Source organism: Streptomyces sp. NPDC003697 (genome assembly GCF_053587115.1).
This window is the reverse complement of record NZ_JBSFNN010000036.1, coordinates 1-26,780: the sequence shown is the minus strand read 5'-3', so window position 1 is coordinate 26,780 and position 26,780 is coordinate 1. Positions and strand designations below refer to the sequence as shown.

The window sequence follows — 26,780 nt, the reverse complement described above, 5'->3', positions numbered from 1 at the left end:
GCCAGCCGCGATGGCATTCAATCACTTACCGGCAGGCGTGCACGACGCCTTGGCTCCATTGTCCGTCATGCCGGTGACACACTCGGTGCCGATGGCCAAGAATCACCGATCCGATCGGTCCCCGACGGACAGCGCGTCCCGCCCCGCCCCGAGCACGATCCTGGACCGGCTCGCCTCGGGCCCGAGCCGGGCTGCGCGCATCACTCATACGGAGCACTTGCCCCCGCGTGCGGGCCGCCATGCCGTCTGGCCCGACCGGATTCGCCCGGAGGTCGTCGCGGCGGTGCAGGCCTGCGGCGTCGAACACCCCTGGTCGCACCAGGCGCGCGCGGCGGAGCACGCCCTGGACGGCGACTCGGTGGTGGTCGCCACCGGCACGGCCTCCGGCAAGTCCCTGGCGTACCTCGTCCCGGTGCTGTCGACGCTGCTGGACGGCTCCGAGGCCCCGAACGGCCGCGGCGCCACCGCCCTCTATCTGGCCCCGACCAAGGCCCTGGCGGCCGACCAGTGCCGCTCGGTGAAGGGGCTGGCCCAGCCTCTGGGCACCGCCGTGCGCGCGGCGGTGTACGACGGCGACACCCCGTTCGAGGAGCGGGAGTGGATCCGCCAGTACGCCACCTACGTGCTGACCAACCCCGACATGCTGCACCGGGGCATCCTGCCCTCGCACCCCCGCTGGTCCTCCTTCCTGCGCGCGCTGAAGTACGTCGTCATCGACGAGTGCCACACCTACCGGGGTGTCTTCGGCTCGCACGTCGCCCAGGTGCTGCGCCGACTGCGCAGGCTGTGCGCGCGCTACGGCGCGTCGCCCGTCTTCCTGCTGGCCTCGGCGACCGCCGCAGAGCCCGCCGTGGCGGCACGTCGGCTGACCGGGCTGCCCGTCGTGGAGGTCGCCGACGACGCCTCGCCGCGCGGTGAACTGGTGTTCGCTCTGTGGGAGCCGCCGCTCACCGAACTCCAGGGCGAGCGGGGTGCACCCGTCCGCCGCACCGCCACCGCCGAGACGGCCGACCTGCTGACCGACCTGACCCTGCAGGGCGTGCGCTCGGTCGCCTTCGTCCGCTCCCGGCGCGGCGCCGAGCTGATCTCGGTGATCGCCCAGGAGCGGCTGACCGAGGTCGACCGGTCGCTGGCCGGGCGCGTGGCGGCCTATCGCGGCGGCTACCTCCCCGAGGAGCGCCGCGCCCTCGAACGCGCCCTGCACTCCGGCGAACTCCTCGGCCTCGCCGCGACGACCGCGCTGGAACTCGGCATCGACGTGTCGGGCCTGGACGCCGTCGTGATCGCCGGCTACCCCGGGACCCGGGCGTCCCTGTGGCAGCAGGCGGGCCGGGCCGGCCGCGCCGGGCAGGGCGCGCTGGCGGTGCTGGTCGCGCGCGACGATCCGCTGGACACCTTCCTCGTCCACCACCCCGAGGCCCTGTTCGACCAGCCGGTGGAGTCCACCGTCCTCGACCCGGACAACCCGTACGTCCTGGCCCCCCACCTGTGCGCGGCCGCCGCCGAACTGCCGCTGACCGACGAGGACGTCGAGCTGTTCGGGCCCGCCGGCGCGGAGTTGCTGCCGCAGCTGGAGGCCGCGAAGCTGCTGCGCCGGCGGACGAAGGCCTGGCACTGGACGCGCCGTGAACGGGCCGCGGACCTCACCGACATCCGGGGCGGGGGCGGGCGCCCGGTGCAGATCGTCGAGGCCGCCACCGGGCGGCTGCTCGGCACGGTCGACGAGGGCGCCGCGCACGCGACGGTGCACGAGGGCGCGATCCACCTGCACCAGGGCCGTACGTACCTGGTGCGCCGGCTCGACCTGGACGACTCGGTCGCCCTGGTCGAGGAGGCCACTCCGCCGTACACCACGGTCGCCCGCGACACGACGGCCATCGCCGTCCTGGAGACGGACGTCGAGGTGCCGTGGGGCGACGGCCGGCTGTGCTACGGCACCGTCGAGGTCACCAACCAGGTCGTCTCCTTCCTGCGCCGACGGGTCATCACCGGTGAGGTGCTGGGTGAGACGAAGCTCGACCTCCCTCCCCGGACGCTGCGCACGCGGGCGGTGTGGTGGACGGTCACCGAGGACCAGCTGGACGAGGCCCGGATCAACCCGGAGATCCTCGGCGGCTCCCTGCACGCCGCCGAGCACGCGTCCATCGGCATGCTGCCGCTGTTCGCGACCTGCGACCGCTGGGACATCGGCGGGGTCTCCGTTCCGCTCCATCCCGACACGCTGCTGCCGACGGTGTTCGTCTACGACGGCCACCCCGGCGGTGCGGGTTTCGCCGAGCGCGCCTTCCACACCGCGCGGGCCTGGCTCAGCGCCACCCGCGAGGCCATAGCCTCCTGTGAGTGCGACTCCGGCTGCCCGTCGTGCATCCAGTCCCCCAAGTGCGGCAACGGCAACGACCCGCTGCACAAGCGAGGGGCTGTGCGTCTGCTGACGGTGCTGCTGAAGGGGGCCCCGCAGGAGAAGGACGAGAGGGCCCAGCAGGACGAGAGGGACGGCGACAAGGACGAAGCGGCCGGGGCGGAGCGGGAGCAGACGGAGGAGACCCGGGGCAAGGAGGCCGGGGCCGGCGCGGAGGGCGTCGCGGGCCTCGCTGACGGGCGCGGGCGCTGAGGCGAACGCAAGCCCTGGGCGCCGGGCGGAAGCGGGCCCGGTGAGTCGGGCGGGAGTGGATCCGGTGGACCGGCCCTCGCCCTCACCTCCGCCGAGAACGGCCCCCTGTCCGACACCGCCGTGACGTCCGAGGTCTCCCCCACGACCGCGCACCGGACGAGCCGCGTCCCCTGTGCCCGCGCCACCCGGTCCGCCCGGGCGCAGGCCGCGGTGCCGCCCTCGGCCCAGTGGTCCGCCGCCGCAAGCGCCGCGAGGTCGGCGGCGCCGGCCGCGCGGTGCCGGGTCACCACGGCCTGTCCGAGGGCCAGTCCGACGCCGAACACCACACACAGCACGGCGACCGCGCCGACGCTCCAGACGGTGGCGGAACCGCGGTCGGCGAACCGCTCACTCGCGGTGGTCCCATCCGCCTCAGAGCCGCCTCCCCCGGCGGTCCCCTTTCCGACGGAGCCCTTCATGATCCGGCTCCCACCCTCTCCTCGGCCTCCGCCACCGCTTCCTCCCGCAGTTCGAAGGGCAGGACGCCCATTCCCGGCGGGGTGGCCGCGACGACCACGCGGACGTGTTCCCCGACCCTGGTCACCGTGACCTTCGCCCCGCGCGGTGCCGCCTCGCGCGCCGCCTGTGTGACCGCGCTGTCCGGATCCTGGCGGGCGGCGGCCCGGGCACCCACCCGGGCCGCGTCCACGCACTGGATCTGTGCGAGCACGACCAGCAGTCCCCACACCAGTGTCGTGACGACCAGCACCAGCACGGGCAGGGCCGTGGCCGCCTCCGCCGTCACGAAGCCGCGGTCGGCCCTGCGTTCACATCCGCGCACTGAGCGCTCGCTTCACGATGTTCTGCAGTTCCGTCTTGACCTGCCCGCTCGTCACCACCTCGTACAGCAGCACGGCGAACGCCACCGCCGCGATGATGCCCATCGCGTACTCGGACGTGACCATTCCCGCGTCGCGGCGCAGCAGGGCACTCAGCCGTGCCCGAACCTTTCCGTACATCTCAACCCCCGTGAGGTCTCGTTCTCTTGGTCGATCCGTCTGCCGGTGCGTCCGTCGACTCGTCGTCTGGGACCCCTCACCGTCGTCCTCGGCCGGTCTCTGCCCGGCCCTCTCCGCCCGGCCGCTCCCTCAGCCACCACCTCCTCTCAGCACCCCACCGGCCAGGCCGATCACCACGGGCAGCACGCCGACCGCGACGAAGGCGGGCAGGAAGCACAGTCCCACCGGCGCGGTGACGAGGACGGCCGCCCGGCGGGCGCGGGCGGTCGCGGCGCGCGCCCGGTCGGCGCGGGCGTCGGCGGCGAACCTCGCCACCGGGCCGGCCGCGGGGAGCCCGGATTCGTCCGCGCGCTGCAGCAGCCGTGCCAGCGCCTCAGCTCCCGGCAGCGAGGCGAGCCGCCGCCAGGCATCGGCCGGTTCACCGCCCAGCCGTACCTCCGCGGCTCCCCGCGCCAGCCCGTCCCCGACCGGGCCCGCCAGCGCCTCGCCGACGGCCTGGGCGGCGACCACGGGGCCGGCACCGGCCGCGATGCAGGCCGCCAGCAGGTCGGCGGCGAGCGGTAGGGTCCGGGCGGCCTCGGCCGCCTCCCCTGCTTCCCCGGCGCCGGATGCCGTCCGGTGCATGCTCCACCACCTCAGCCCGGTCGCGGCGGCCAGCCCGAGTGCGATGCCGAGGAACCCTCCGGCGAGCACCCACCCGGCGCTCACCGCCCCGGCCGGAGGCAGCCACCTCCGGGCGCCGGACCACACCTGGGCCCACGCCCCCGGGTACGGCCCGCCAGGGGACGGCCCCGTACGCCTCGCCGGCCGCCCTCCCGCCCCCGGCCCGAGATGCGGCGTCGCGACCGTCCGTATGTGCCGCCTCACCCCCCGCCTCATCCCTGACCGCAGCCACGGCCACGTACCCGGCCCCGCCCCGGCCCGTGGCGCCTCGGCCGCCGACGCCCGTCCCAGGCCCGTCACCGCAGCGGCCACCGCCGCCCGTCCCAGGCCCGGCCTCGCCTCCGCCGCCGGGCCCGGCCTGGCCCCGGCCGCCGCACCCGTCACCGCATCTCGCCCGGCCGCCGTCATCGCGCCCGTGTCCGAGAGGGATCCCGGCCTCCCCGGCAGCAGGCCGTCCAGCCGGCGCCGCGCTCTGCGCTCCTGGCGGGCCGCCGACAGCCACCGCGCCGGCAGCCCCAGGGCGAGCAGTACACCCACCACCGTCCCCAGTCTGTGGACAAACTCCCCGCTCATGCCGCCTCCGCCCTCCGTACGACCGTCAGGGCCCACCACAGGCCCACCGCTTCCAGCACCCCACCGGCCACCAGACAGCCCAGCCCCGCTCCCGTGTGCAGCAGCACGTGCAGAGGATCGGCTCCCATGGCCGTGCCGAGCAGCAGGCCCAGGGCGGGCAGGGCCGCGAGCATCACTGCCGTGGCCCGGGCGCCCGACAGTTGGGCGCGCAGATCGGCACGCTGGTCCCGTTCCGCCCGCAGCGCCGCCTCCAGCCGGTCAAGTCCGGCCGCCAGTCCCGCGCCCTGGTCGACGGCGACCCGCCAGCATGCGGCCAGGCCCAGCAGTCCTTCGGCTCCCGGCTGCCGGGCGGCCGCGGCGAGCGCACCGGGCACGTCCCCACCGAACCGGGCCGCCGCCAGCACCGCGACCTGTGCGTCTCCGAGGCCGCCCGCGTCCCGGGTCGCGTGCAGCAGCGCCTCGCCCGGTTGCCGGCCGGCCCTCACCTGCCCGGCGAGCGCCCCGCACAGGGCGATCACCGCGTCCACGCGCCGTTCCGCCTCCCGTCGCGCCGCCCGTGCGAGCCGCGCCCGGCGCAGCCACGGCACACCGGCCGCCCCCGCGACGGCGGGCAGCACCGAGGCGCCCAGCAGTGCCAGCACCAGCCCGGCGGCCGGCGGCCACCATTCCGCCCCGCACCGTCCGCCGACCCGCCGCAGCACGCCGACGGCCCGGTCCCGCCAGGGCGGCCCGGTGGCCACCGACCCGCCGCCGGCGAACAGCAGCCGCGCCCGCCGCGCTGCGCCGTGCCCGCCGCCCAGCCAGACCACCGCCCCGGCACACCCCACCGCCGCAGCGAGGAGCAGCCGCCCTCCGGACGTCGTGTCAGCCATCGCGCTCACCGCCTCCTCCGGATCCCGCGTGGAGCAGCCCCCGCAACCGCTCCCAGCCCCGCTCCCGCACGAACGACTCCGCGCCCCAGCGCAGCGCCGGAACCGTCCGCACCAGTCCGGACGCGTCCCGCTCCAGCACCCGCACCTCGGCGATCCGCCGCCGCCCGGAGCGGTCCCGCACCAGGTGCAGCACCACCGACAGGGCGGCCGCGAGCTGGCTGTGCAGCGCGGCCCGGTCCAGCCCGCCGGCCGTTCCCAGCGCCTCAAGGCGGGCGGGGACGTCCGCGGCCGCGTTGGCGTGCACGGTGCCGCACCCTCCTTCGTGGCCCGTGTTCAGCGCGGCCAGGAGATGGACGACCTCACCACCGCGCACCTCGCCGACGACCAGCCTGTCCGGTCGCATCCGCAGTGCCTGCCGTACCAGGTCCTCCAGGGTGACCAAGCCCGCACCCTCCTGGTTGGCGGGTCTGGTCTCCAACCGGACGACATGCGGGTGGTCGGGCCGCAGCTCCGCGGAGTCCTCGGCGAGCACGATCCGCTCGCCCGGTCCGGCCAGCCCCAGCAGGGCACTGAGCAGCGTGGTCTTGCCGGTGCCGGTCCCGCCGCTGACGAGGAAGGACACCCGCGCCTCCATCAGCGCGCCCAGCACCCGGTCACCGCCCGGCGGGACCGTGCCCGCCGCCACCAGTTCCTCCAGCGTGAACGCGCGCGGCCGGACCACCCGCAGGGACAGGCAGGTGCAGCCGACGGCGACGGGGGGCAGCACCGCGTGCAACCGGGTGCCGTCGGGCAGGCGCGCGTCGACCCACGGCCGGGCGTCGTCGAGGCGTCGTCCGGCCACGGCGGCCAGGCGTTGGGCGAGGCGTCGCACGGCCCCCGCGTCGGGGAAGGCGACGGTGGTCCGCTCCAGACCGCCGCCCCGGTCCACCCACACCCGATCGGGGGCCGAGACGAGGACGTCGGTCACCGAGGGATCGGCGAGCAACGGCTCCAGCGGACCGCTGCCGATCAGCTCGGACCGCAGTTGCTCGGCCGCCCCGAGGACCTCCGCGTCACCGAGCACACGGCCCTGCTCCCGCAGCGCCTGTGCCACCCGGGCGGGCGTCGGATCAGCCCCGCTCCGGGCGAGCCACCGGCGCACGCCGTCCAGCAGATCGGCGCACATCTCTGGCCCGGCGGGTCCGGACCCGGACCCGGACCTGGGCCAGTCAGGCTGCACAGGCCCGTTTCCAGGTCCGCCCGGCGTGCGGAAGACCGCAGTCCCGTTCCCACGGCTGCCCGTGCGGCCGAGCCCCGCGGCGTCGTGGCCACGGCCGCCGGACCACCCGGACGGAACCGCCCCGGTTCCCCGTCCGCCCGACCACCCTGACCCGGCGGGCGCATTTCCAGGGCCGATCGACGAGCCTGGTCCCGCAGACCCGCCTCCACCACCGACCGGCCACTCGCGCCCCACAGCCCCGTTCCGGGCGCCCGAAAGCGGACGCACCGCAGCCCCCTTCCGGGGATCGCCCGAAAGCCGAGGCGCCGCAGCCCCCTGCCCACGGCCGTCCGACGCCCGAGGCCCCGCAGGCCCGTTTCCAGGACGGCCCGGCGACCCAGACTCCACAGCCCCGTACCCAGGGCCACCCGGCCACGCGGGCTCCCCGGTGCCGGCCGGTCCGGCCGGCGCCCTCATGCGGCACCCGCCTCGATCAGCGCCCGCTCCCAGAACGCCGTGCAGAACCGGGCCAGCGGTCCGCGCGCGGCGGCGCCGGGTGGCCTCCCGCCGTCGCCCGATCGGCGCAGCCCGGACTCCACGGGCACCTCGCCGGCCAGCGGCAGTCCCAGCAGCCGGGCCACCTCGCCGTCGTCCAGTCCCGGCGCGTACGGTCCGCGTACCGCCACCCGCAGGTCGCGCAGGACCATCCCGACGGCGGAGGCCACCCGCCCGGCGGCCGCGACGGCGCGCAGCTCGGCCGGCACCACGAGCAGTCCGACGTCGAGTTGGGCGAGGACCTCGGCGACCCCCTCGTCGACGCGGCGCGGCAGGTCGACCACCACCACGCCGCCGCGGCGGCGGGCGGCGGCCAGCACCGCCCGGACGGCCTGGGGCGGAACGGCGACGCAGTCGCCGCGGTCCCAGCTGAGCACCCGCAGCGCGTGCAGTTCGGGCAGCGACTCCTCCAGGGCGCCGCCGCCGACCCTCCCGCGCGAGGCGGCGAACGCGGGCCAGCGCAGCCCCTCGGCCGTCTCCCCACCGAGCAGCACGTCCAGGCCGCCGCCCAGCGGGTCCGCGTCCACCAGGAGTGTGCGCAGCCCCTCGCGGGCGGCGGTGACGGCGAGCGCGCAGGCCAGTGTGGACGCTCCGGCGCCGCCGCGGCCGCCGATGACGCCGACGGTGAGCGCGGGCCGGCCGACGCCCTCGGCGACGTCCGCGATGCGGTCGACCAGCCACTGCTCTCCGTCGGGCAGCACCAGTACGTGGTCGGCACCGATCTCGACGGCACGCCGCCAGACCCCGGAGTCGTCCTGGTCGCGGCCGACGAGCACGACTCCGTTCCGCCGCACGGCGCCGCGGACCCGCCGTGCGGCGTCGTCCCCGACCAGGACCAGCGGCGCGGCTTCCCAGGCGCCCCGGCGTTCGGGCAGCCCGTGGTGCACCTCGGGCGTGGCGCCCGCCGCCGCGCACAGGCGCAGCAGGTCGTCGAGGAGTTCGGTGTCCTCCGTGACGATCAGTGGTCCGCCCTGCCGGCCTCCGGCGGCGGGCGGTGGGTCGTGTGTGACGGTCCCGGGCACGGGCCTCCCCCTTCGCTGCTTGGCTCGCGCGGCCCCTGCGGCCCGCGAATCACGACCATGTGAAGAACCGGCAAGCGGCCTTCATATGGACGGCCGATACGAATCGGCCATACGCGCCCGGCAATCGGGAACGGCTGAAAAGTCGCCGGAAGCGGAGCGCGCTGGAATCACGGTGCAGCGATGCGGGAAATCATGTGGATCTTGGTCGAAATCTGTGGACAACCCCACGGCTGTGAATATCGCCATCACCCATACCGGTGACCCCCCGGCCCACTCCCGCCCGGTATCCGCACCGCAGCGCTGCGGTTACACACGGTAATCGGCGAGGTCGCGGGGCACACGACACCCGCAGCCGTCGCGCACCAGGACGCGATCACGAGAGGAAGGGGGAGAAACGCACCCGGACATGCGACGACCCCCGCCGGGGGGGAGAGCGGGGGTCGTCTCCACGGCCGACTCGGGGGGGGAGGAGTCGGACCGGGTTAGCACGGTCGCGAACGATCCGTGACTTCCATGGTGTACCCGAGAGCCCTCTCAGGCAAACCCACACGCCCACCTTACGCCGAATGGGCTGCCCCTATGCTCGGGGGCGTGGAAAACCACTCCTCGCCCCGTACGGCGGCCTTCTTCGATCTGGACAAGACGGTCATTGCGAAGTCGAGCACGCTCACCTTCAGCAAGTCCTTCTACCAAGGCGGACTGATCAACCGCAGGGCCGTCCTGCGCACCGCATACGCCCAGTTCGTGTTCCTGGCCGGCGGCGCCGACCACGACCAGATGGAGCGGATGCGCGCGTACCTGTCCGCGCTGTGCCGCGGCTGGAACGTGCAGCAGGTCAAGGAGATCGTCGCCGAGACGCTGCACGACCTCATCGACCCGATCATCTACGACGAGGCCGCGTCCCTCATCGAGGGGCACCACACGGCCGGACGCGACGTCGTCATCGTGTCCACGTCCGGCGCGGAGGTGGTCGAGCCGATCGGCGAACTGCTGGGCGCCGACCGCGTCGTCGCCACCCGGATGGTGGTGGGCGAGGACGGCTGCTTCACCGGCGAGGTGGAGTACTACGCCTACGGCCCGACGAAGGCCGAGGCGATCAAGGCGCTGGCCGAGTCGGAGGGCTACGACCTCGACCGCTGCTACGCCTACAGCGACTCGGCGACCGACCTGCCCATGCTGGAGTCGGTCGGGCACCCGCACGCCGTCAACCCGGACCGCGCACTGCGGCGGGAGGCGCTCGTCCGCGGCTGGCCGGTCCTCGACTTCCACCGGCCGGTGCGGCTCAAGCAGCGGCTGCCCGCGTTCTCCGTACCGCCGCGCCCGGCCCTCGTGGCGGTCGCGGCGATAGGCGCGGCGGCGGCCACCGCGGGACTCGTCTGGTACGCGAACCGGCGCCGGGGCGCGGTGCTGTGACGAGAACCGGCCGTCGCGCCGACCGGGTGACACCCTCCGGCGTCCGTTTCCTTCCGCTTCGCACCAGAAAGTAAAGAACTGTAGGCAGGGGTTTCACTTGCTCCGCCCGTGCAGTACAAAGGAGTCAACGGCCCGCGAGACCGGAGGGACATCCGAGAGGATCACCTTCATGACGCACTTGGCCCCGCGGACCGAGCATGAACACCGGGCACCCACGCGACGTCGACCCGTCGATTACGGGCCAGCCGCACCAGGTGACGGGCAACGATCCCGACCTGATGGGCCAGATATCGAGGACGCCTGGTAACTCGGCGAGCATGCCAGCGGCGGTACGAGAGCTCGTACCGCCGCATTTCTGCGCAGCCCCCGCGAGGGGCTCGCCCATGCCGAGGCCTCCCCGCACGTCCACCCCGGGCGCGACCCGGCGTGTCCCTGCCGGTACACACCCGGCGTGCGGTCACGCGGCGCCGCGCTGCAGCGCCTCGCACACCGCCGTGGACTCCCGTGCGCCGAGTTCCACGGCGCGGCCGCAGTGGGCGATCCAGGCGGCCATGCCCTGCGGGGTGCCGGAGACATAGCCGTCGAGCGCCTTGCGGTAGGCCGCGCGGCCCAGTTCGGCGTGGCCGACCTCCGCCGGGCATACCGACTTCGGGTCCAGGCCGCTGCCGACCAGCACGACGCGCTCGGCCGCGCGCGCGACCAGGCCGTTGTGGGAGGCGAAGGGGCGCAGGGCCAGGAGTTCGCCGTGCACGACGGCCGCCATGACCAGGGCGGGCGCGGAACTGCCCGCCAGGAGCAGCTCCGACAGGCCCTCCAGGCGCCCGGAGACCTCGGCCGCGCTCGGCAACGGCAGCTCGATCAGCGGCTCGTCGACGTCCTCGCCCGCCAGGCGCGGACGTCCGACCGCGTCGTCCTTGCCGGCCGCGGCCACCAGGTGCAGCCGGGCCAGGACCCGCAGCGGCGACTGGCGCCAGATGGACAGCAGTTGGCCCGCCTCGGCCGTGAGTCGCAGTGCCGCGCCCACCACCCGCGCCTCGTCGTCCCCGCTGAAGTCGGTGCGCCGGCGCACCTCCTCGAGGGCCCAGTCGGCGTCCGACAGCGCCGCTGAGCCACGTGCGCCGCGCAGGGCTGCCTCGGAGGTGATCTCGTTGCTCCGGCGCCGCATGATCCGGTGCCCGTACACCCGGTCCACGGCCTTGCGCACGGACTCCACCGAGTCGGCCACACCGGGCAGCGAGCCCAGGGCCGCGAGGGCGTCCCCCTTGCGCGGGGCGGTGCGAGAGTTCGGGGGAGGATCAACGGCCCCGCCTGTCGTACTCATGAGTACGACCCTACGCGCCCGCACCCGGCCGCGCGGGCCCCACTCCCCCGGAGGTCCAAACCCCCACCCGGTGCCGGACCCCACGAAGGAGTGGTCTTTCCCGGCCCACGGTCACGTACCGCGACGGTCGCACTACCCTTGGTGAACATGAAAATTGCTTTCGTCGGGAAGGGCGGCAGCGGCAAGACCACTCTGTCCTCCCTCTTCATCCGCCACCTGGCCGCGGCCGGCGCACCGGTCGTCGCGGTCGACGCCGACATCAACCAGCACCTCGGAGCCGCCCTCGGCCTCGAGGAGGCGGAGACCGCCGCACTGCCCGCGATGGGCGACCGGCTGCCGCTGATCAAGGACTGGCTGCGCGGCACCAACCCGCGCATCGCCTCAGCGGAGACGATGATCAAGACCACGCCGCCCGGGGAAGGCTCGCGGCTGCTGCGGGTGCGGGAGGACAACCCGGTGTACGAGGCGTGCGCGCGCGAGGTGGAACTCGACGGCGGCACCGTCCGTTTGATGGTCACCGGCTCCTTCACGGACGCCGACCTGGGGGTCGCCTGCTACCACTCCAAGACGGGAGCGGTGGAGCTGTTCCTGAACCACCTGGTGGACGGCCGCGGCGAGTACGTCGTGGTCGACATGACGGCGGGTTCGGACTCCTTCGCCTCCGGGATGTTCACCCGCTTCGACATCACGTTCCTCGTCGCCGAGCCGACCCGGAAGGGGGTCTCCGTCTACCGCCAGTACAAGCAGTACGCCCACGACTTCGGCGTCGTCCTCAGGGTCGTCGGCAACAAGGTGCAGGGCCAGGACGACCTCGACTTCCTTCGCGCCGAGGTCGGCGAGGACCTGGTCGTGACGGTCGGGCAGTCCGACTGGGTGCGCGCCATGGAGAAGGGCCGGCCGCCCCGGTTCCCGCTCCTGGAGGACGCCAACCGCCGCGCCCTGCGGACACTCGAGGTCGCCGCCGACGCGACGTACGAGCTGCGCGACTGGGACCACTACACCCGCCAGATGGTGCACTTCCACCTGAAGAACGCCGCCTCCTGGGGCAACGAGCGCACCGGGACCGACCTGGCGGCGCAGGTCGACCCCGGGTTCGTCCTCGGCGAGGGCGCCACCGCATCCGTCTGACGACGGCTCGGGGTTCCCGTCCCCACCCGCCCGGACGGGTCGCGGCGGCCGGTGCGACGCGTGGCACGGGACCCAACCACCGCCCGCCGGCCGTACCCGGACAGCGCACTCAGGGCCTGGGCGCTCCGGGGACCCCCTTGGGCGCCGGAGCGGGGCCGTCCGGCAGGAAGGACGCCCAGCGCTCCTTCGGTGCCTCGCCGACACCCAGGCTTCGCAGCTTCCGAAGGGTCTGCGGGTCCTGGGCGTCCAGCCAGTCGGCCAGCTGCCGGAAGGAGACGCAGCGCACGTCGGGCTTGTTGCACACCTCCCTGACGACCTCCTCGACGGCCCGCATGTAGGTGCCGCCGTTCCAGGACTCGAAGTGGTTGCCGATGATCAGCGGCGCCCGGTTTCCGTCGTAGGCGCGGTAGAAGCCCCTGAGCAGGCCGTCCCGCATCTGGTCGCCCCACTGGTCGAACTTGGCCGGGTCGCCCTGGGTCTTGGTGCCGGACTGGTTGACCATGAAGTTGTAGTCCATGGCGAGTTGCTCGAAGGAGTGTCCGGGGAAGGGCACCAGCTGCATCGACAGGTCCCACAGGCCCTCCTTCCTGCCGGGCCACACCTGGTTGCTGACGCCGCTGGTGTCGTAGCGGAAGCCCAGTTCCCCGGCCGCTCGCAGGAAGTTCTGCCGGCCCTCGAGGCAGGGAGTGCGGGCGCCGACGAGCTCCTTGTCGTAGTCGAAGGGCAGCGGAGCCGCTCTCGTCATGCCGGTGTTGGTCTTCCAGTGCTTCACGAACTCCTTGGCCTGGGAGATCTCACTCTTCCAGTCCTCGACCGACCACTGGCCGACGCCGCCGTTCTCGCCGCAGAAGTGGCCGTTGAAGTGGGTGCCGATCTCGTTGCCCTCCAGCCACGCCAGACGCAGCTGTTCGACGGTGTCGGCGATGCCCTTCTCGTCGTTGAAGCCGATCTCGGAGCTGCCCGGGGCGTGTTGCGGCGGCCGGTAGAGGCCGCGCTTGTCCCGGGGCAGCAGGTACAGGCCGCTGAGGAAGTACGTCATCGTCGCGTTGTTGGCCCTGGCGACCTCGCGGAAGTGGGAGAAGAGCCGCTGGCTGTCCTCCCCCGCGCCGTCCCAGGAGAACACCACGAACTGCGGGGGTTTCTGACCGGGCCGCAGCCGCTCCGGTCTGGGCAGGTTCGGCTGCGCCCCGGTGTACGCGGTGGAGCCGTCGCCGATCAGGCGGGTGACGCTCTGCGGCGCCGGGGCGCCGTTCCGGGGTCCGTGCGCTGTCGGTTGGGGACCGTCGGTGCCGCTCGCGCACCCGGCGAGCGACGAGGCACAGGCCGCGGCGACGACGGCGCCGACGGCGAACCTCTGGGTGGCGGCCATGTTCCGCCCACCTTCTTCCTTCTCTCGTCCGACGCCGAGGACGGCGCGTGCTGGGCGCGTGCCGGGGCCGGCCGGCAGCGCCGCCAACGTCGCACGGAGCGGAGAAGGAATTAGTACGACAAGCCGATAAAAAACCCGCTTCACACGTCGAGGTGAATCAGTGCCCCATTCGCGCAGGTAATCCATGCATGGGCTTTACTTGGCATTACGATCGCTTTACCGATCGTTGATTCAGTTGATCCATCCCGCCGCTGCACGCCGTGACCCACGGCCGCGACCCCGACCCCGCCACATCGCGGGGACCACCAGATCCGCGACCGCGCCGCCCCGGAGGAGACGGGAACCATGTCAGCCTGCGTTCCGACCCGCACCGACCACTCGCCCCGGCACCAGCACCACAGCGCGCCACCCGGCCGCCGCCGCTTCCGCGTCGCGGGCGCCGATGTGTCCGCCGCCGTCGCGGTCTTCCTGATCGCCCTGCCCCTGTCCCTCGGCATCGCCCTCGCCACCGGCGCCCCGCTCCAGGCCGGCCTGGTCGCCGCCGCCGTGGGCGGACTGGTCGCCGGCCGGCTCGGCGGCTCCCCGCTCCAGGTCAGCGGCCCCGCCGCCGGCCTCACGGTCGTCACCGCCGACCTGATCCACCGCTACGGATGGCGTACGACGTGCGCCATCACCGTGCTCGCCGGGCTCGCCCAACTCGGACTCGGCTGCCTGCGGGTGGCCCGTTCGGCACTGGCCGTCAGTCCCGCCGTGGTGCACGGGATGCTGGCCGGCATCGGCGTCACCATCGCCGTCGCCCAGCTGCACATCGTCCTCGGCGGCAGCCCGCAGAGCTCCGTGGTCGACAACCTGCTCGCCCTGCCCGCCCAGTTGGCCGGGCTGCACCCCGACTCCGTGTCCGTGAGCGTGCTGACCCTCGCCCTGCTGCTGCTCTGGCCGCGGCTTCCCGGCCGGGCCGGACGGCTCCTGACCAAGGTGCCGGCCGCGCTTGTCGCGGTCGCCGGAGCCACCGCCGCGGCGGCGCTCCTGGGGCTGAGCCTGCCCCGGGTCGACCTGCCGTCATGGAGCAGCCACGCCCTGGCCGGCCTGCCCGAAGGACCGGTGCTCGGCCTCCTCACCGCCGTCCTCAGCACCACCCTGGTGTGCAGCGTGCAGTCGCTGCTCGGCGCCGTCGCCGTGGACAAGCTGGTCGCCGGACGCACCGCGCCGGCCACCGGGGTCGGACGCTCCGACCTGGACCGTGAACTGCTCGGGCAGGGCGCCGCCAACGTCGTCTCCGGAGCGCTCGGCGGACTGCCGGTCGCAGGGGTGGCCGTGCGCAGTACGGCGAACGTGCGCGCGGGTGCCGTGAGCCGGAACTCCACGATGCTGCACGGCGCTCTCGTGGTCGTCGCCACACTGCTGATGGTCCCCGTCCTGGAGTTCATCCCGCTCGCCTCGCTCGCCGCCCTGGTGATGGCCGTCGGCGTCCAGATGGTGTCCCTGCACCACATCCGCACGGTGACCCGGCACCGGGAGGTGCTGGTCTACGCCGTCACGACCCTCGGCGTGGTGGCCCTCGGCGTCCTGGCGGGCGTGGCGCTCGGGGTCGCCGCAGCCGTCGGCGTCGCCCTGAACCGCCTCGCCCACACCCGCATCACCCACGAGGAGCGCGACGGAGTCCATCACGTGCACGTCCGGGGGCAGTTGACCTTCCTCGCAGTCCCTCGGCTCAGCCGGATCCTGCACCACGTGCCCCAGGGCGCCGCCGCGGTCGTCGCGCTGGACGGCTCGTTCATGGACCACGCCGCGTACGAGTCGCTGCAGGACTGGCGCCGGACGCACACCGCGCACGGCGGCTCCGTCGAACTGACCGGCCGCCGGACCGGTGTGCGCCTCGCCGAGCCGGCGGACTCCGGCGGCTGCCGCTGCCGGCCCTGGACGCCCTGGCGCAACCACCAGTGCGGACGCCCGCTGCCGGCGGCGCCGGAGGGCGGCGCCGACACATCCGGACCTGCCGTCGCGGGTCCGAGCGGACAGGCACTGGCGCGCGGCATCAGCGCGTTCCACCGCAACACCGCGCCGCTCGTGCGGGACGAGCTCGCGCGCCTGGCGCGAGAGGGTCAGCAGCCGTCCCAGCTCTTTCTCACCTGCGCCGACTCGCGACTGGTGACGTCCATGATCACCTCCAGTGGCCCGGGCGACCTCTTCGTCGTGCGGAACGTGGGCAACCTCGTGCCGCCGGCCGGCGAGGACGGCGACGACTCGGTGGCGGCGGCGATCGAGTACGCCGTGGACGTGCTCCAGGTCCGCTCCATCACGGTGTGCGGGCACTCCGGGTGCGGGGCCATGCAGGCCCTGCTCGGCTCGGCCCACGAGAAGCCCGGGACACCGCTCGGGCGCTGGCTGCGGCACGGGCGGCCCAGCCTGGAGCGGATGACCGACGACGGCCGCCCCGAGCCCCGGCTGTCGGGGCGCCCGCCGGCCGACGAGGCCGAGCGGCTGTGCCTGACCAACGTCGTCCAGCAGCTGGAGCACCTGCGCGCCCACGACTCGGTTGCCAGGGCCCTGCGGGCCGGGACGCTGGAGCTGCACGGGATGTACTTCCACGTGGGCGAGGCGCAGGCGTACCTGCTGGCGGGGGCGGAGGACGGCAACGAGGTGTTCACCGACGTGGAGGCGGCTCAGGACCTGCCCAGCCCGGCCTGAGGACGTCCGGTGCGGCACCGGTACCGGCGCGCTCGGCGCGGGCCGGAACCGGCGCCGGCCGGCTCCCCGCACGCGGGAACCGGCACCGGCGACTTCCGCACAGCCCGGAACCGTGAACGGCACCGGCACCGGCGACCCCCACGCGCCGCCCGCAAGACGCACCGCCCCCGCCGTCCGCCCGCCGCACGCGCCCGGCGACACACCCGCAACCGTGCGGCGGCTGCCGGGCCCGCCGGCGGGCATGCTGAACCGGGGCGGCCGGGCATCCGTGGGAACGGATGACGCCGACCGTCGAGGCCGACGCACGCGCCGTTCACAGGCATCGATATGTCCGTGAACGTCCTGTTCACGGCCCCACACAGGTCTAAACCAATTTCCCGTCGACCCTTGTCAGCGGGCCCCTGGGTCTGATGAGGTGTGGCACTGGGACACAACGGACACCCTGGGAAAGGGAGATGTCGTGAGCAACGAAAGCCTGGCCAACCTCTTGAAGGAGGAGCGACGCTTCGCGCCGCCCGCTGACCTGGCCGCGAACGCCAACGTCACGGCAGAGGCGTACGAACAGGCCAAGGCTGACAGGCTCGGCTTCTGGGCCGAGCAGGCCCGCCGCCTGACCTGGGCCCAGGAGCCCACCGAGACCCTCGACTGGTCGAACCCGCCGTTCGCCAAGTGGTTCAAGGACGGCACGCTGAACGTGGCGTACAACTGCGTCGACCGGCACGTGGAGGCCGGTCACGGCGACCGCGTCGCGATCCACTTCGAGGGCGAGCCCGGCGACAGCCGCGCCATCACCTACGCCGAGCTCAAGGACGAGGTGTCCAGGGCCGCGAACGCCCTGCTGGAACTCGGTGTGCGCAAGGGCGACCGGGTCGCGATCTACATGCCGATGATCGCGGAGACGGCGATCGCCATGCTGGCCTGCGCCCGGATCGGCGCCGCGCACTCCGTGGTCTTCGGCGGCTTCTCGGCCGACGCGCTCGCCACCCGCATCCAGGACGCCGACGCCCGGGTCGTCATCACCTCCGACGGCGGCTACCGCCGCGGCAAGCCGTCCGCGCTGAAGCCTGCCGTCGACGAGGCGGTCGAGCGCGTGGAGACCGTCGAGCACGTGCTCGTCGTCCGCCGCACCGGCCAGGAGGTCGCCTGGACCGAGGGCCGGGACGTCTGGTGGCACGAGCTCGTCGACCGGCAGTCCGCCGAGCACACGCCCGAGGCGTTCGACGCGGAGCACCCGCTGTTCATCCTGTACACCTCCGGCACGACGGGCAGGCCCAAGGGCATCCTGCACACCTCCGGCGGCTACCTCACACAGGTGGCCTACACCCACTGGGCCGTCTTCGACCTCAAGCCGGAGACCGACGTCTACTGGTGCACCGCCGACGTCGGCTGGGTCACCGGCCACTCGTACATCGTGTACGGCCCGCTCGCCAACGGCGCGACGCAGGTCATGTACGAGGGCACGCCCGACACCCCGCACCAGGGGCGGTTCTGGGAGATCGTGCAGAAGTACGGCGTGAGCATCCTCTACACCGCGCCGACCGCCATCCGGACGTTCATGAAGTGGGGCGACGACATCCCCGCGAAGTTCGACCTGTCCTCGCTGCGCGTGCTGGGCTCGGTCGGCGAGCCGATCAACCCCGAGGCGTGGATCTGGTACCGCAAGAACATCGGCGCCGACCGCACCCCCGTCGTCGATACCTGGTGGCAGACCGAGACCGGCGCGATGATGATCTCGCCGCTGCCGGGCGTCACCGAGGCCAAGCCCGGCTCGGCCCAGCGGCCGCTGCCCGGCATCGCGGCGACGGTCGTCGACGACGAGGCGAACGAGGTGCCCGACGGCGGTGGCGGCTACCTGGTGCTCACCGAGCCGTGGCCGTCGATGCTCCGCACCATCTGGGGCGACGACCAGCGCTTCATCGACACCTACTGGTCGCGTTTCGAGGGCAGGTACTTCGCCGGTGACGGCGCCAAGAAGGACGAGGACGGCGACATCTGGCTCCTCGGGCGCGTCGACGACGTGATGCTCGTGTCCGGCCACAACATCTCCACCACCGAGGTCGAGTCCGCGCTCGTGTCGCACCCGTCGGTGGCCGAGGCCGCCGTCGTCGGCGCCGTGGACGAGACGACCGGCCAGGCCATCGTCGCCTTCGTGATCCTGCGCGGCACGGCCACGGAGACCGAGGAACTGGTCGCCGAACTGCGCAACCACGTCGGCACCACGCTCGGCCCGATCACCAAGCCGAAGCGGATCCTGCCGGTGGCGGAGCTGCCGAAGACACGCTCCGGCAAGATCATGCGCCGTCTGCTGCGGGACGTGGCGGAGAACCGGCAGCTCGGTGACGTCACGACGCTGACCGACTCGACGGTCATGGACCTCATCCAGTCGAAGCTGCCGACGTCGTCCAGCGAGGACTGAGCACGGAGCAGAGGGGCACCCGGTGACCAGCACGCCGGGTGCCTCCTCGCGTGTTCGCCCCGAGGACCCGAGGATCGGGGCGGCCCCGGCAGATCCCCGGTGGACCGGGGACAATGTCATACGAGAAGATCGTCATAGGTGCGCCGGGAAGTCTGGTCGGCATGAGACGCGTGCTGCCCACCGACCGGAGGTCTCCGCCGTGACCATCCCCGCCACCAACGCCGCCCGCAAGGTACTGGGACGCCTGTCCCTGCCCGAGCGGACCTTCGTCGCGGACGCGCTGCGCACCGAGACCGTCGGCGGTGTGCTGCTGCTCGTCGCCGCGGTCGCCGCCCTGCTGTGGGCCAACGTCCCCGGGCTGCACGACAGCTACGAGACCGTCTCCCACTTCTCCTTCGGGCCCTCCGCCCTCGGGCTGCGGCTGTCCGTCGAGCACTGGGCGGCCGACGGCTTGCTCGCGATCTTCTTCTTCGTCGCCGGCATCGAGCTGAAACGCGAACTGGTCGCCGGTGACCTGCGCGATCCCAAGGCGGCCGTCCTGCCCGTGGTCGCCGCGCTCGCCGGTATGGCGGTCCCCGCCGCCGTCTACACGGTCACCACCGCCACCGCGGGCGGATCGCTCGCCGGCTGGGCGGTGCCCACGGCGACCGACATCGCGTTCGCGCTCGCCGTGCTCGCCGTCATCGGCACCTCGCTGCCGAACGCCCTGCGCGCCTTCCTGCTGACGCTCGCCGTCGTCGACGACCTGTGCGCCATCCTGATCATCGCCGTCTTCTTCACCGAGCGGCTGGACTTCGTCGCCCTCGGCGGGGCGGTGGCCGGCCTGATCGTCTTCTGGCTGCTGCTGCGGAAGGGCGTGCGCGGCTGGTACGTGTACGTCCCGCTCGCCGTGGTCGTCTGGGGACTGATGTACACCAGCGGCGTCCACGCCACCATCGCCGGTGTCGCCATGGGCCTGATGCTGCGCTGCACCCGGCGTGAGACCACCGGGCCGGACGGCCCGCGACAGGAGGACCACTCCCCCGGCGAGCGCGTCGAGCATCTCGTACGGCCGTTGTCGGCGGGCCTCGCCGTGCCGCTGTTCGCGCTGTTCAGCGCCGGTGTCTCCCTCTCCGGCGACGCGCTCTCGGACGTGTTCACCAAGCCGGAGACGCTCGGCGTGGTCCTCGGCCTCGTCGTCGGCAAGACGGTCGGCGTCTTCGGCGGCACCTGGCTCACCGCGCGCTTCACCCGGGCCTCGCTCAGCGAGGACCTGGCCTGGGCCGACCTGTTCGCGGTGGCCTCGCTCGCCGGGATCGGCTTCACCGTCTCCCTGCTCATCGGCGAGCTGGCGTTCGAGGGCGACGCGGTGATGACGGACGAGGTCAAGGCCGCCGTCCTCACCGGCTCCGTGATCGCCGCGACGCTGGCCACGGTGCTGCTGAAGATGCGCAACACCCGCTACCGCCGGCTCTGCGAGGCCGAGGACCGGGACGAGGACCTCGACGGCGTCCCCGACGTCTACGAGGAGGACGATCCCGCGTACCACCTACGGATGGCCGGGATCCACGAGCGGAAGGCCGCCGAGCACCGCCACCTCGCCGCGGTCAGGGCCGCCGAACGGGAGAGACGGCTTGCCGAAGTACCGGGCGGGGCAGGCGAGGAGAACGACAGTCCGGCATGATCTGACGGGACGGTACAAAAGCAGGACCGTGTCCAGCCGGACAGACGCAGACAGATGAGGGAGACCGCGATGAGCGCACCCGACGGCAGCCCGGTCGGTGCCGAACGCAGCATCGGCCAGCTGGTCGCTTCGGCGACGACCGAATTGTCGGCACTGGTGCATGACGAGATCGCCCTGGCCAAGGCCCAGCTCAAGCGTGACGTCAAGCGCGGCGCGACGAGCGGCGGCGCGTTCAGCGCGGCCGGGGTGCTCCTGCTGTTCTCCCTGCCCATGCTCAACTTCGCCCTGGCCTACGGCATCCGTACATGGAGCGGCTGGAACCTCGCGGTCTGCTTCCTGCTGTCCTTCGCCGCCAACGTCCTCGTCGCCGCCTTCCTCGCGCTGATCGGCGTCGTCTTCGCGAAGAAGGCCAAGAGGGGCAAGGGCCCGCAGAAGGTCGCCGCGTCCATGAAGGAGACGGCCGGCGTCCTGCAGAAGGCCAAGCCGCACCCGCGCCCCGAGACCCCGGCTCTGGAGGCGCGGGCCCCGGAGGCTGTCGAAGGTGTGGCACGCTCGTCGTCATGACGGACCCAGCCACCCCTTCGGCGCACCCCACGTCGGTCGTACGGATCGGCCTGCCCTGCGGGACCGAGGTGACCCACCGCGACGTCGCCGCCAACGGCGCGCGCTTCCACATCGCCGAGCTCGGCGACGGACCGCTGGTGCTGCTGCTGCACGGCTTCCCGCAGTTCTGGTGGACCTGGCGCCACCAGCTCGTCGCGCTCGCCGACGCGGGCTTCCGGGCCGTCGCCATGGACCTGCGGGGCGTGGGCGGCAGCGACCGCACACCCCGCGGCTACGACCCCGCCAACCTCGCCCTCGACATCACCGGCGTGATCCGCTCGCTCGGTGAGCCGGACGCCGCCCTGGTCGGCCACGACCTGGGCGGCTACCTGGCGTGGACGGCGGCCGCGATGCGCCCCAAGCTGGTCCGCCGCCTCGCGGTCGCGTCGATGCCGCACCCCCGGCGCTGGCGCTCGGCGATGCTGACCGACGTCCGGCAGACGGCCGCCGGCTCCTACATCTGGGGGTTCCAGCGGCCCTGGATCCCGGAGCGGCAGCTGACGGCCGACGACGGCGCGCTCGTGGCCCGCCTGGTGCGGGACTGGTCCGGACCGCGGCTGCCGGACGACGACGCCGTGGAGACGTACCGCCGCGCCATCTGCATCCCGTCGACGGCGCACTGCTCGATCGAGCCGTACCGGTGGATGGTGCGCTCCCTGGCCCGCCCCGACGGCATCCAGTTCTACCGGCGCATGAAGCGGCCCGTGCGCGTGCCCACCCTGCACCTGCACGGCTCGCTGGACCCGGTGCAGCGCACCCGCAGCGCGGCCGGTTCCGGGGAGTACGTCGAAGCGCCCTACCGCTGGCGGCTGTTCGACGGGCTGGGCCACTTCCCGCACGAGGAGGACCCGGTCGCGTTCTCCACCGAACTGGTCAACTGGCTGAAGGATCCCGAACCCGACCGCTGACGGATCGGACGGACACGGCCCCCGGACGCGAACACCTGTGCGCGCAGCGGTTATGTGCCCGGCGCATAGGCCAATTGGGGAGCCGCCGGGAGGTTATCGACCTTCGCGCAGGGGCAGAGGTCCGGGTATGGGCTGGACGCACGACTACAGTGACGCGGCACACGACCACCGCTCGACGGGTGGCCTCAGTTCCCACCGGCGGGGCGGACCGCAGATGCCGGGCACGGACCGGGTGGGGATCCCGCACATTCTGCGCCGCCGGGCACGCTGGGTCTCGGTACGGCTCCGTCACGCACGCGACTGACCTCCGACCGCCCCCCGCGGACAGGGGCCGGCGCCCCGCGCGCAGACTCCCGTTCCTCGCGGAAGCGGACCGTCCGGGCGCCGCGCGCTCGGGTGAGCGTCCCGGAGACGGGCCACCCGCGCCTCACAGCGCGCAGGCGTCGCTGCCCACCTGCTGGTTCGCGGTGCGCCCCTCGGTGATGTCCTGCCGGATCTCGTCGGCCGTGAGCGCGTAGCCGGTCTCCGCGTCGTCGAGGGACTTCGCGAACACCACGCCGTAGACCTTGCCGTCGGGCGTGAGCAGCGGGCCGCCCGAGTTGCCCTGGCGGACGACGGCGTACAGCGAGTACACGTCACGGCGGACGGTCCCGCGGTGATAGATGTCCGGGCCGTTGGCCGTGATGCGTCCCCGCAGGCGGGCCGCGCGGACGTCGTAGGCGCCGTTCTCCGGGAAGCCGGCGACGATCGCGCTGTCGCCGCCGCGCGCGTCGGTGGACGTGAACTTCAGCGCCGGCGCCTTCAGGTCCGGCACGTCGAGGACGGCGATGTCGCGCCGCCAGTCGTAGAGGACGACCTTCGCGTCGTACTTCTCACCCTCGCCGCCTATCTGGACGGTGGGCTCGTCGACGCCGCCGACGACGTGCGCGTTGGTCATGACCCGGCGGTCGTCGAAGACGAAGCCGCTGCCTTCGAGGACCTTGCCGCAGCTCTCGGCGGTGCCCATCACCTTGACCACGGACCGCTTGGCCCGGGCGGCGACAACACTGTTCGCGAGGGCCGCATCCGGCGGCCGCACCTCGTTGATCGGCTCGTTCGCGAACGGGCTGAAGACCTGCGGGAAGCCGTTCTGCGCGAGCACCGAGGAGAAGTCGGCGAACCAGGTGTCCGCCTGGGCGGGCAGCGCCCGCGAGACGCCGAGCAGCACCTTGGAGGTGCGGACCTCCTTGCCCAGCGTCGGCAGCGTCGTGCCGGCCAGGGCGGAGCCGATGAGCCAGGCGACCAGCAGCATGGCGACGACGTTGACCAGGGCACCGCCCGTGGCGTCCAGGGCGCGGGCCGGGGACCAGGTGATGTGCACGCGCAGCTTGTTGCCCAGGTGCGTGGTGAGCGCCTGTCCGACCGACGCGCACACGATGACGACGACGACGGCGACGACAGCGGCGGTCGTGCCGACCGCCGAGTCGTCCGTCAGGGCGTCCCAGATGGCCGGGAGGGCGTAGACGGCGACGAGGCCGCCGCCCAGGAAGCCGACCACCGACAGGATGCCGACCACGAAACCCTGGCGATAGCCGACGACCGCGAACCACACAGCGGCGACCAGCAGCAGGATGTCCAGCACGTTCACCGCTTCGAGCCTCGCCTCATCTTCTTCCGTCTCACCACGGGCCGGCCGGGGACCTGGGGTGCGTCCCTCCGGCGGGACGGCACGGACCCCCACCCTGTCATGACCGCCAGTCGAGTGGGACCTGCTTGCCGCGGTCCCAGGGCAGCTCCCAGCCCGCGAAGTGGAGCAGGCGGTCGATGATCCCGGCCGTGAACCCCCATACGAGGGCCGATTCGACCAGGAATGCCGGGCCCCGGTGGCCTCTGGGGTGGACGGCCGTGGCACGGTGCGCCGGGTTCGTGAGATCCGCCACGGGCACCGTGAACACCCGGGCCGTCTCGGCGGGATCGACGACGCCGACCGGGCTGGGCTCACGCCACCAGCCGAGCACGGGCGTGACGACGAAGCCGCTGACCGGGATGTAGAGCCTCGGCAGCACGCCGAACAGCTGGACCCCGTCCGGATCGAGTCCGGTCTCCTCCTCGGCCTCGCGCAGGGCGGCCCGCAGCGGTCCGTCGCCCTCCGGGTCGCCGTCCTCGGGGTCGAGGGCGCCACCGGGGAACGACGGCTGGCCGGCATGCGAGCGCAGCGAACTCGCCCGTTCCATCAGCAGCAGCTCCGGTCCCCGCTCCCCCTCGCCGAAGAGGATGAGGACGGCGGACTGGCGTCCCGCGCCGTCCTCCGGCGGCAGGAAGCGGCTGAGCTGGACCGGCTGGACCGTCTCCACCGCGCGCACGACCGGGTCCAGCCACCCGGGCAGGCCCTCCTTGCTGAGCGCCACCCGGCCGCCCTGGGTATCACTCGCGCGCGTCATCGCCACCCCCCTCGTCCTGCTGCCTCCAACGCCCGGTCGCCGGAGTTCGTTCCACCGGTCCGCGCACCCGCCGCCCGCCGGCCCGGACCGGGCTGCCGTGTTCCGTAGGGGCCGCGAGTCGGCGGCCCTCCGCTTCCCTCATCCGGCCCCCAGCGGCGGCGCCGGCCTGCCGCCCGCGTCCAGATACGCCTGCGGGGGCTTCAGGCGCTGGCCGGGGAAGCCGCCCTTCTCGTACTTCAGCAGCTTCCTCGCCTTCTCCGGGTCGGTCTCGCCCTCACCGTAGGCCGGGCAGAGCGGAGCGATCGGGCAGGCACCGCAGGCGGGCTTGCGGGCGTGGCAGATGCGGCGGCCGTGGAAGATCACATGGTGCGACAGCATGGTCCAGTCGCTTTTCGGGAACAGCGCGCCGACGGCCGCCTCGATCTTGTCGGGGTCGGTCTCGTCGGTCCACTGCCAGCGCCGCACCAGCCGCTGGAAGTGCGTGTCCACGGTGATGCCGGGGCGGCCGAAGGCGTTGCCGAGGACCACGAACGCGGTCTTGCGGCCCACCCCGGGCAGCTTGACCAGGTCCTCCAGCCGGCCCGGCACCTCGCCGCCGAACTCCTCCACCAGCGCCTTCGACAGGCCCATCACCGACTTGGTCTTGGCCCGGAAGAACCCGGTGGGCCGGAGGATCTCCTCGACCTCCTCCGGGTTGGCGGCGGCCAGGTCCTCGGGGGTGGGGTACGCGGCGAAGAGCGCGGGCGTGGTCTGGTTGACCCTCAGGTCTGTGGTCTGGGCCGACAGGACCGTGGCGACGAGCAGCTGGAAGGGGTTCTCGAAGTCCAGCTCGGGGTGGGCGTACGGATAGACCGCGGCCAGCTCGCGGTCGATCCGGCGGGCGCGTCGGACGAGGGCGGTGCGCGACTCGTCCTTCCGCGGCTTCGGGGCGACGGTCCTCTCCGCGGAGACCTGCTTCACCGGGACCGTGGCCACCTCGGGCGCGATGGCCACCTTCCGGGGCGGCCTGGCCTTCTTGACCAGGGCGGCGCCGCCGGCGGCGGACTTCTTCGCGGCGGAGGGCTTCGCGGTCTCCTTCGCGGCGGGCCTGGCGGTCGTCTGCTTCGTGGCGGTCTTCTTCGTGGCGGTCTTCTTCGCGGCGGTCTTCCGCGCGGTGGAAGGCTTCCCTGCGGCGGTCTTCCTCCCGGCGGTCTTCCTCCCGGAGGCCGTCCCTCCGGACGCGGAGGCGCCCGCGGCGGCCCCTGCCGCGGGCGCCGACCCCTTCGCGGGCACCTCTTTCGCCGCCTTCGCACCTTTCCCGCCGCCCTCGGGCTCTTGTTCGCCCACAGCGGAACGCTTCCGTACAACCACCCGCGCAGCCCCCTCGTTCTGTGCTCTCACCGGCGATTTGGACACTCGGCCAGCCTAAAGGGAGGCGCCGGGATCCGCTTCGGCCCTGGAAGATCGGCCCCCAATCGGCCCCCTGCCGCTTACCCCGGGACACCTGTGCGGCATCCTTGTGACAGATCACACTGTTCGGACCGTCCGGCAAAATGGGGAACACGGTCCCCTGACACACGGGGGAGCACCATCCCCTGAGCAGGTCGACAAGGAGAGAACTCGTGGACGACGTTCTGCGGCGCAATCCGCTCTTCGCGGCGCTCGACGACGAGCAGGCCGCGGAGCTCCGCGCCTCCATGACGGAGGTGACACTCGCACGCGGCGACTCGCTGTTCCACGAGGGCGACCCGGGCGACCGTCTCTACGTGGTCACCGAGGGCAAGGTCAAGCTGCACCGCACGTCCCCCGACGGCCGCGAGAACATGCTGGCCGTGGTCGGCCCCGGCGAGCTCATCGGCGAACTGTCGCTGTTCGACCCGGGCCCGCGCACCGCGACGGCGACCGCCCTGACCGAGGTCAAGCTGCTGGCTCTCGGCCACGGCGACCTCCAGCCCTGGCTGAACGCGCGGCCCGAGGTGGCCGGCGCCCTCCTGCGCGCCGTCGCGCGGCGCCTGCGCAAGACCAACGACCAGATGTCCGACCTGGTCTTCTCCGACGTGCCGGGCCGTGTGGCCCGCGCCCTGCTGGACCTCTCCCGTCGCTTCGGCGTGCAGTCCGAGGAGGGCATCCACGTCGTGCACGACCTGACGCAGGAGGAGCTGGCCCAGCTGGTCGGTGCCTCCCGCGAGACCGTGAACAAGGCGCTGGCCGACTTCGCCCAGCGCGGCTGGCTCCGGCTGGAGGCGCGCGCGGTCATCCTGCTGGACGTGGAGCGGCTCGCCAAGCGCTCCCGCTGACTCGGCACCCTGCCGTCGTACGCCGATGTGGTCCCGCCTCGTACGAGGCGGGACCACCGGCGACTGGCGCTATCTGCTCAATA

20 protein-coding genes and 1 pseudogene are annotated in these 26,780 nt (G+C 73.3%); 9 read left to right on the top strand and 12 right to left on the bottom strand.

Annotated elements, in window-relative coordinates; genetic code table 11:
- Nucleotides 1-10: 10 nt before the first annotated feature.
- Nucleotides 11-2,611 carry a DEAD/DEAH box helicase gene (locus tag ACWDNY_RS16645; protein WP_451646471.1) on the top strand — a complete coding sequence of 867 codons (2,601 nt, stop codon included), beginning with the start codon at nt 11-13 and terminating at the stop codon, nt 2,609-2,611.
- Here the strand turns inward: ACWDNY_RS16645 and ACWDNY_RS16640 are convergent.
- The 7 genes and pseudogenes from ACWDNY_RS16640 to ssd all read right to left on the bottom strand — a co-directional run.
- A pseudogene (locus ACWDNY_RS16640) lies at nt 2,587-3,069 on the bottom strand (Rv3654c family TadE-like protein); the annotation flags it as partial. The gene ACWDNY_RS16645 and the pseudogene ACWDNY_RS16640 sit on opposite strands and share 25 nt — an antisense overlap.
- Nucleotides 3,066-3,431, bottom strand: a complete 366-nt coding sequence (locus ACWDNY_RS16635) for a TadE family type IV pilus minor pilin (protein WP_451646470.1) — start codon at nt 3,429-3,431, stop codon at nt 3,066-3,068. The pseudogene ACWDNY_RS16640 and the gene ACWDNY_RS16635, both read right to left, overlap by 4 nt.
- Nucleotides 3,418-3,609 (bottom strand): DUF4244 domain-containing protein, encoded by a 192-nt coding sequence (locus tag ACWDNY_RS16630; RefSeq protein ID WP_451646469.1) that lies wholly within the window; start codon nt 3,607-3,609, stop codon nt 3,418-3,420. The genes ACWDNY_RS16635 and ACWDNY_RS16630 overlap by 14 nt, the downstream gene beginning before the upstream one ends.
- Before the next feature lie 129 nt (nt 3,610-3,738).
- Nucleotides 3,739-4,488, bottom strand: coding sequence for a type II secretion system F family protein (locus tag ACWDNY_RS16625; RefSeq protein WP_451646496.1), 750 nt, complete (start codon nt 4,486-4,488; stop codon nt 3,739-3,741).
- Nucleotides 4,489-4,841: 353 nt separating this feature from the next.
- Nucleotides 4,842-5,717 carry a type II secretion system F family protein gene (locus ACWDNY_RS16620; RefSeq protein ID WP_451646468.1) on the bottom strand — a complete coding sequence of 292 codons (876 nt, stop codon included), beginning with the start codon at nt 5,715-5,717 and terminating at the stop codon, nt 4,842-4,844.
- Nucleotides 5,710-6,882 carry a TadA family conjugal transfer-associated ATPase gene (locus tag ACWDNY_RS16615; protein ID WP_451646467.1) on the bottom strand — a complete coding sequence of 391 codons (1,173 nt, stop codon included), beginning with the start codon at nt 6,880-6,882 and terminating at the stop codon, nt 5,710-5,712. The genes ACWDNY_RS16620 and ACWDNY_RS16615 overlap by 8 nt, the downstream gene beginning before the upstream one ends.
- Before the next feature lie 506 nt (nt 6,883-7,388).
- Nucleotides 7,389-8,492, bottom strand: coding sequence for a septum site-determining protein Ssd (gene ssd / locus ACWDNY_RS16610; RefSeq protein WP_451646466.1), 1,104 nt, complete (start codon nt 8,490-8,492; stop codon nt 7,389-7,391).
- A 579-nt stretch (nt 8,493-9,071) separates the two neighbouring features.
- Between ssd and ACWDNY_RS16605 the strand changes: the two genes are divergently transcribed.
- Nucleotides 9,072-9,905: an HAD family hydrolase gene (locus tag ACWDNY_RS16605; protein WP_451646465.1), complete on the top strand. Its 834-nt coding sequence runs from the start codon at nt 9,072-9,074 to the stop codon at nt 9,903-9,905.
- 457 nt (nt 9,906-10,362) lie between these two features.
- On the opposite strand, the gene ACWDNY_RS16600 is transcribed toward ACWDNY_RS16605, so the two are convergent.
- Entirely contained in the window at nt 10,363-11,226 is an 864-nt protein-coding gene (locus tag ACWDNY_RS16600; RefSeq protein ID WP_451646464.1) for an oxidoreductase, read from the bottom strand.
- 147 nt (nt 11,227-11,373) lie between these two features.
- On the opposite strand from ACWDNY_RS16600, the gene ACWDNY_RS16595 reads away from it, so the two are divergent.
- Nucleotides 11,374-12,354 (top strand): ATP-binding protein, encoded by a 981-nt coding sequence (locus tag ACWDNY_RS16595; protein WP_451646463.1) that lies wholly within the window; start codon nt 11,374-11,376, stop codon nt 12,352-12,354.
- Between the two features lie 109 nt (nt 12,355-12,463).
- On the opposite strand, the gene ACWDNY_RS16590 is transcribed toward ACWDNY_RS16595, so the two are convergent.
- Nucleotides 12,464-13,723 (bottom strand): hypothetical protein, encoded by a 1,260-nt coding sequence (locus ACWDNY_RS16590; RefSeq protein WP_451646462.1) that lies wholly within the window; start codon nt 13,721-13,723, stop codon nt 12,464-12,466.
- A gap of 345 nt (nt 13,724-14,068) precedes the next feature.
- Between ACWDNY_RS16590 and ACWDNY_RS16585 the strand changes: the two genes are divergently transcribed.
- The 5 genes from ACWDNY_RS16585 to ACWDNY_RS16565 all read left to right on the top strand — a co-directional run bounded on the left by ACWDNY_RS16585 (nt 14,069) and on the right by ACWDNY_RS16565 (nt 22,001).
- On the top strand, nt 14,069-16,411 hold the full coding sequence (locus ACWDNY_RS16585) for a SulP family inorganic anion transporter (protein WP_451646461.1): 2,343 nt from the start codon (nt 14,069-14,071) through the stop codon (nt 16,409-16,411).
- Between the two features lie 460 nt (nt 16,412-16,871).
- A complete protein-coding gene (gene acs, locus ACWDNY_RS16580) occupies nt 16,872-18,827 on the top strand; it encodes an acetate--CoA ligase (RefSeq protein ID WP_451646460.1) in 1,956 nt (651 codons plus the stop codon).
- A 199-nt stretch (nt 18,828-19,026) separates the two neighbouring features.
- Entirely contained in the window at nt 19,027-20,490 is a 1,464-nt protein-coding gene (gene nhaA / locus ACWDNY_RS16575) for a Na+/H+ antiporter NhaA (RefSeq protein WP_451646459.1), read from the top strand.
- A gap of 69 nt (nt 20,491-20,559) precedes the next feature.
- Nucleotides 20,560-21,054 carry a phage holin family protein gene (locus ACWDNY_RS16570; RefSeq protein ID WP_451646458.1) on the top strand — a complete coding sequence of 165 codons (495 nt, stop codon included), beginning with the start codon at nt 20,560-20,562 and terminating at the stop codon, nt 21,052-21,054.
- Complete coding sequence (locus ACWDNY_RS16565) at nt 21,051-22,001, top strand: alpha/beta fold hydrolase (RefSeq protein WP_451646457.1); 951 nt, start codon at nt 21,051-21,053, stop codon at nt 21,999-22,001. Before ACWDNY_RS16570 ends, ACWDNY_RS16565 begins: the two co-directional genes overlap by 4 nt.
- 427 nt (nt 22,002-22,428) lie before the next feature.
- Here the strand turns inward: ACWDNY_RS16565 and ACWDNY_RS16560 are convergent, their stop codons facing one another.
- The 3 genes from ACWDNY_RS16560 to nth all read right to left on the bottom strand — a co-directional run bounded on the left by ACWDNY_RS16560 (nt 22,429) and on the right by nth (nt 25,747).
- The gene (locus ACWDNY_RS16560; RefSeq protein ID WP_451646456.1) at nt 22,429-23,628 is read right to left on the bottom strand and encodes a MarP family serine protease; all 1,200 of its coding nucleotides are present in this window, start codon (nt 23,626-23,628) and stop codon (nt 22,429-22,431) included.
- A 97-nt stretch (nt 23,629-23,725) separates the two neighbouring features.
- On the bottom strand, nt 23,726-24,421 hold the full coding sequence (locus ACWDNY_RS16555; protein ID WP_451646455.1) for an NUDIX hydrolase: 696 nt from the start codon (nt 24,419-24,421) through the stop codon (nt 23,726-23,728).
- Between the two features lie 138 nt (nt 24,422-24,559).
- The gene (gene nth, locus ACWDNY_RS16550; RefSeq protein ID WP_451646454.1) at nt 24,560-25,747 is read right to left on the bottom strand and encodes an endonuclease III; all 1,188 of its coding nucleotides are present in this window, start codon (nt 25,745-25,747) and stop codon (nt 24,560-24,562) included.
- Between the two features lie 275 nt (nt 25,748-26,022).
- Here nth and ACWDNY_RS16545 point away from each other — a divergent pair, with 275 nt between their 5' ends.
- Nucleotides 26,023-26,697 carry a Crp/Fnr family transcriptional regulator gene (locus ACWDNY_RS16545; RefSeq protein ID WP_073947085.1) on the top strand — a complete coding sequence of 225 codons (675 nt, stop codon included), beginning with the start codon at nt 26,023-26,025 and terminating at the stop codon, nt 26,695-26,697.
- Nucleotides 26,698-26,780: the final 83 nt, after the last annotated feature.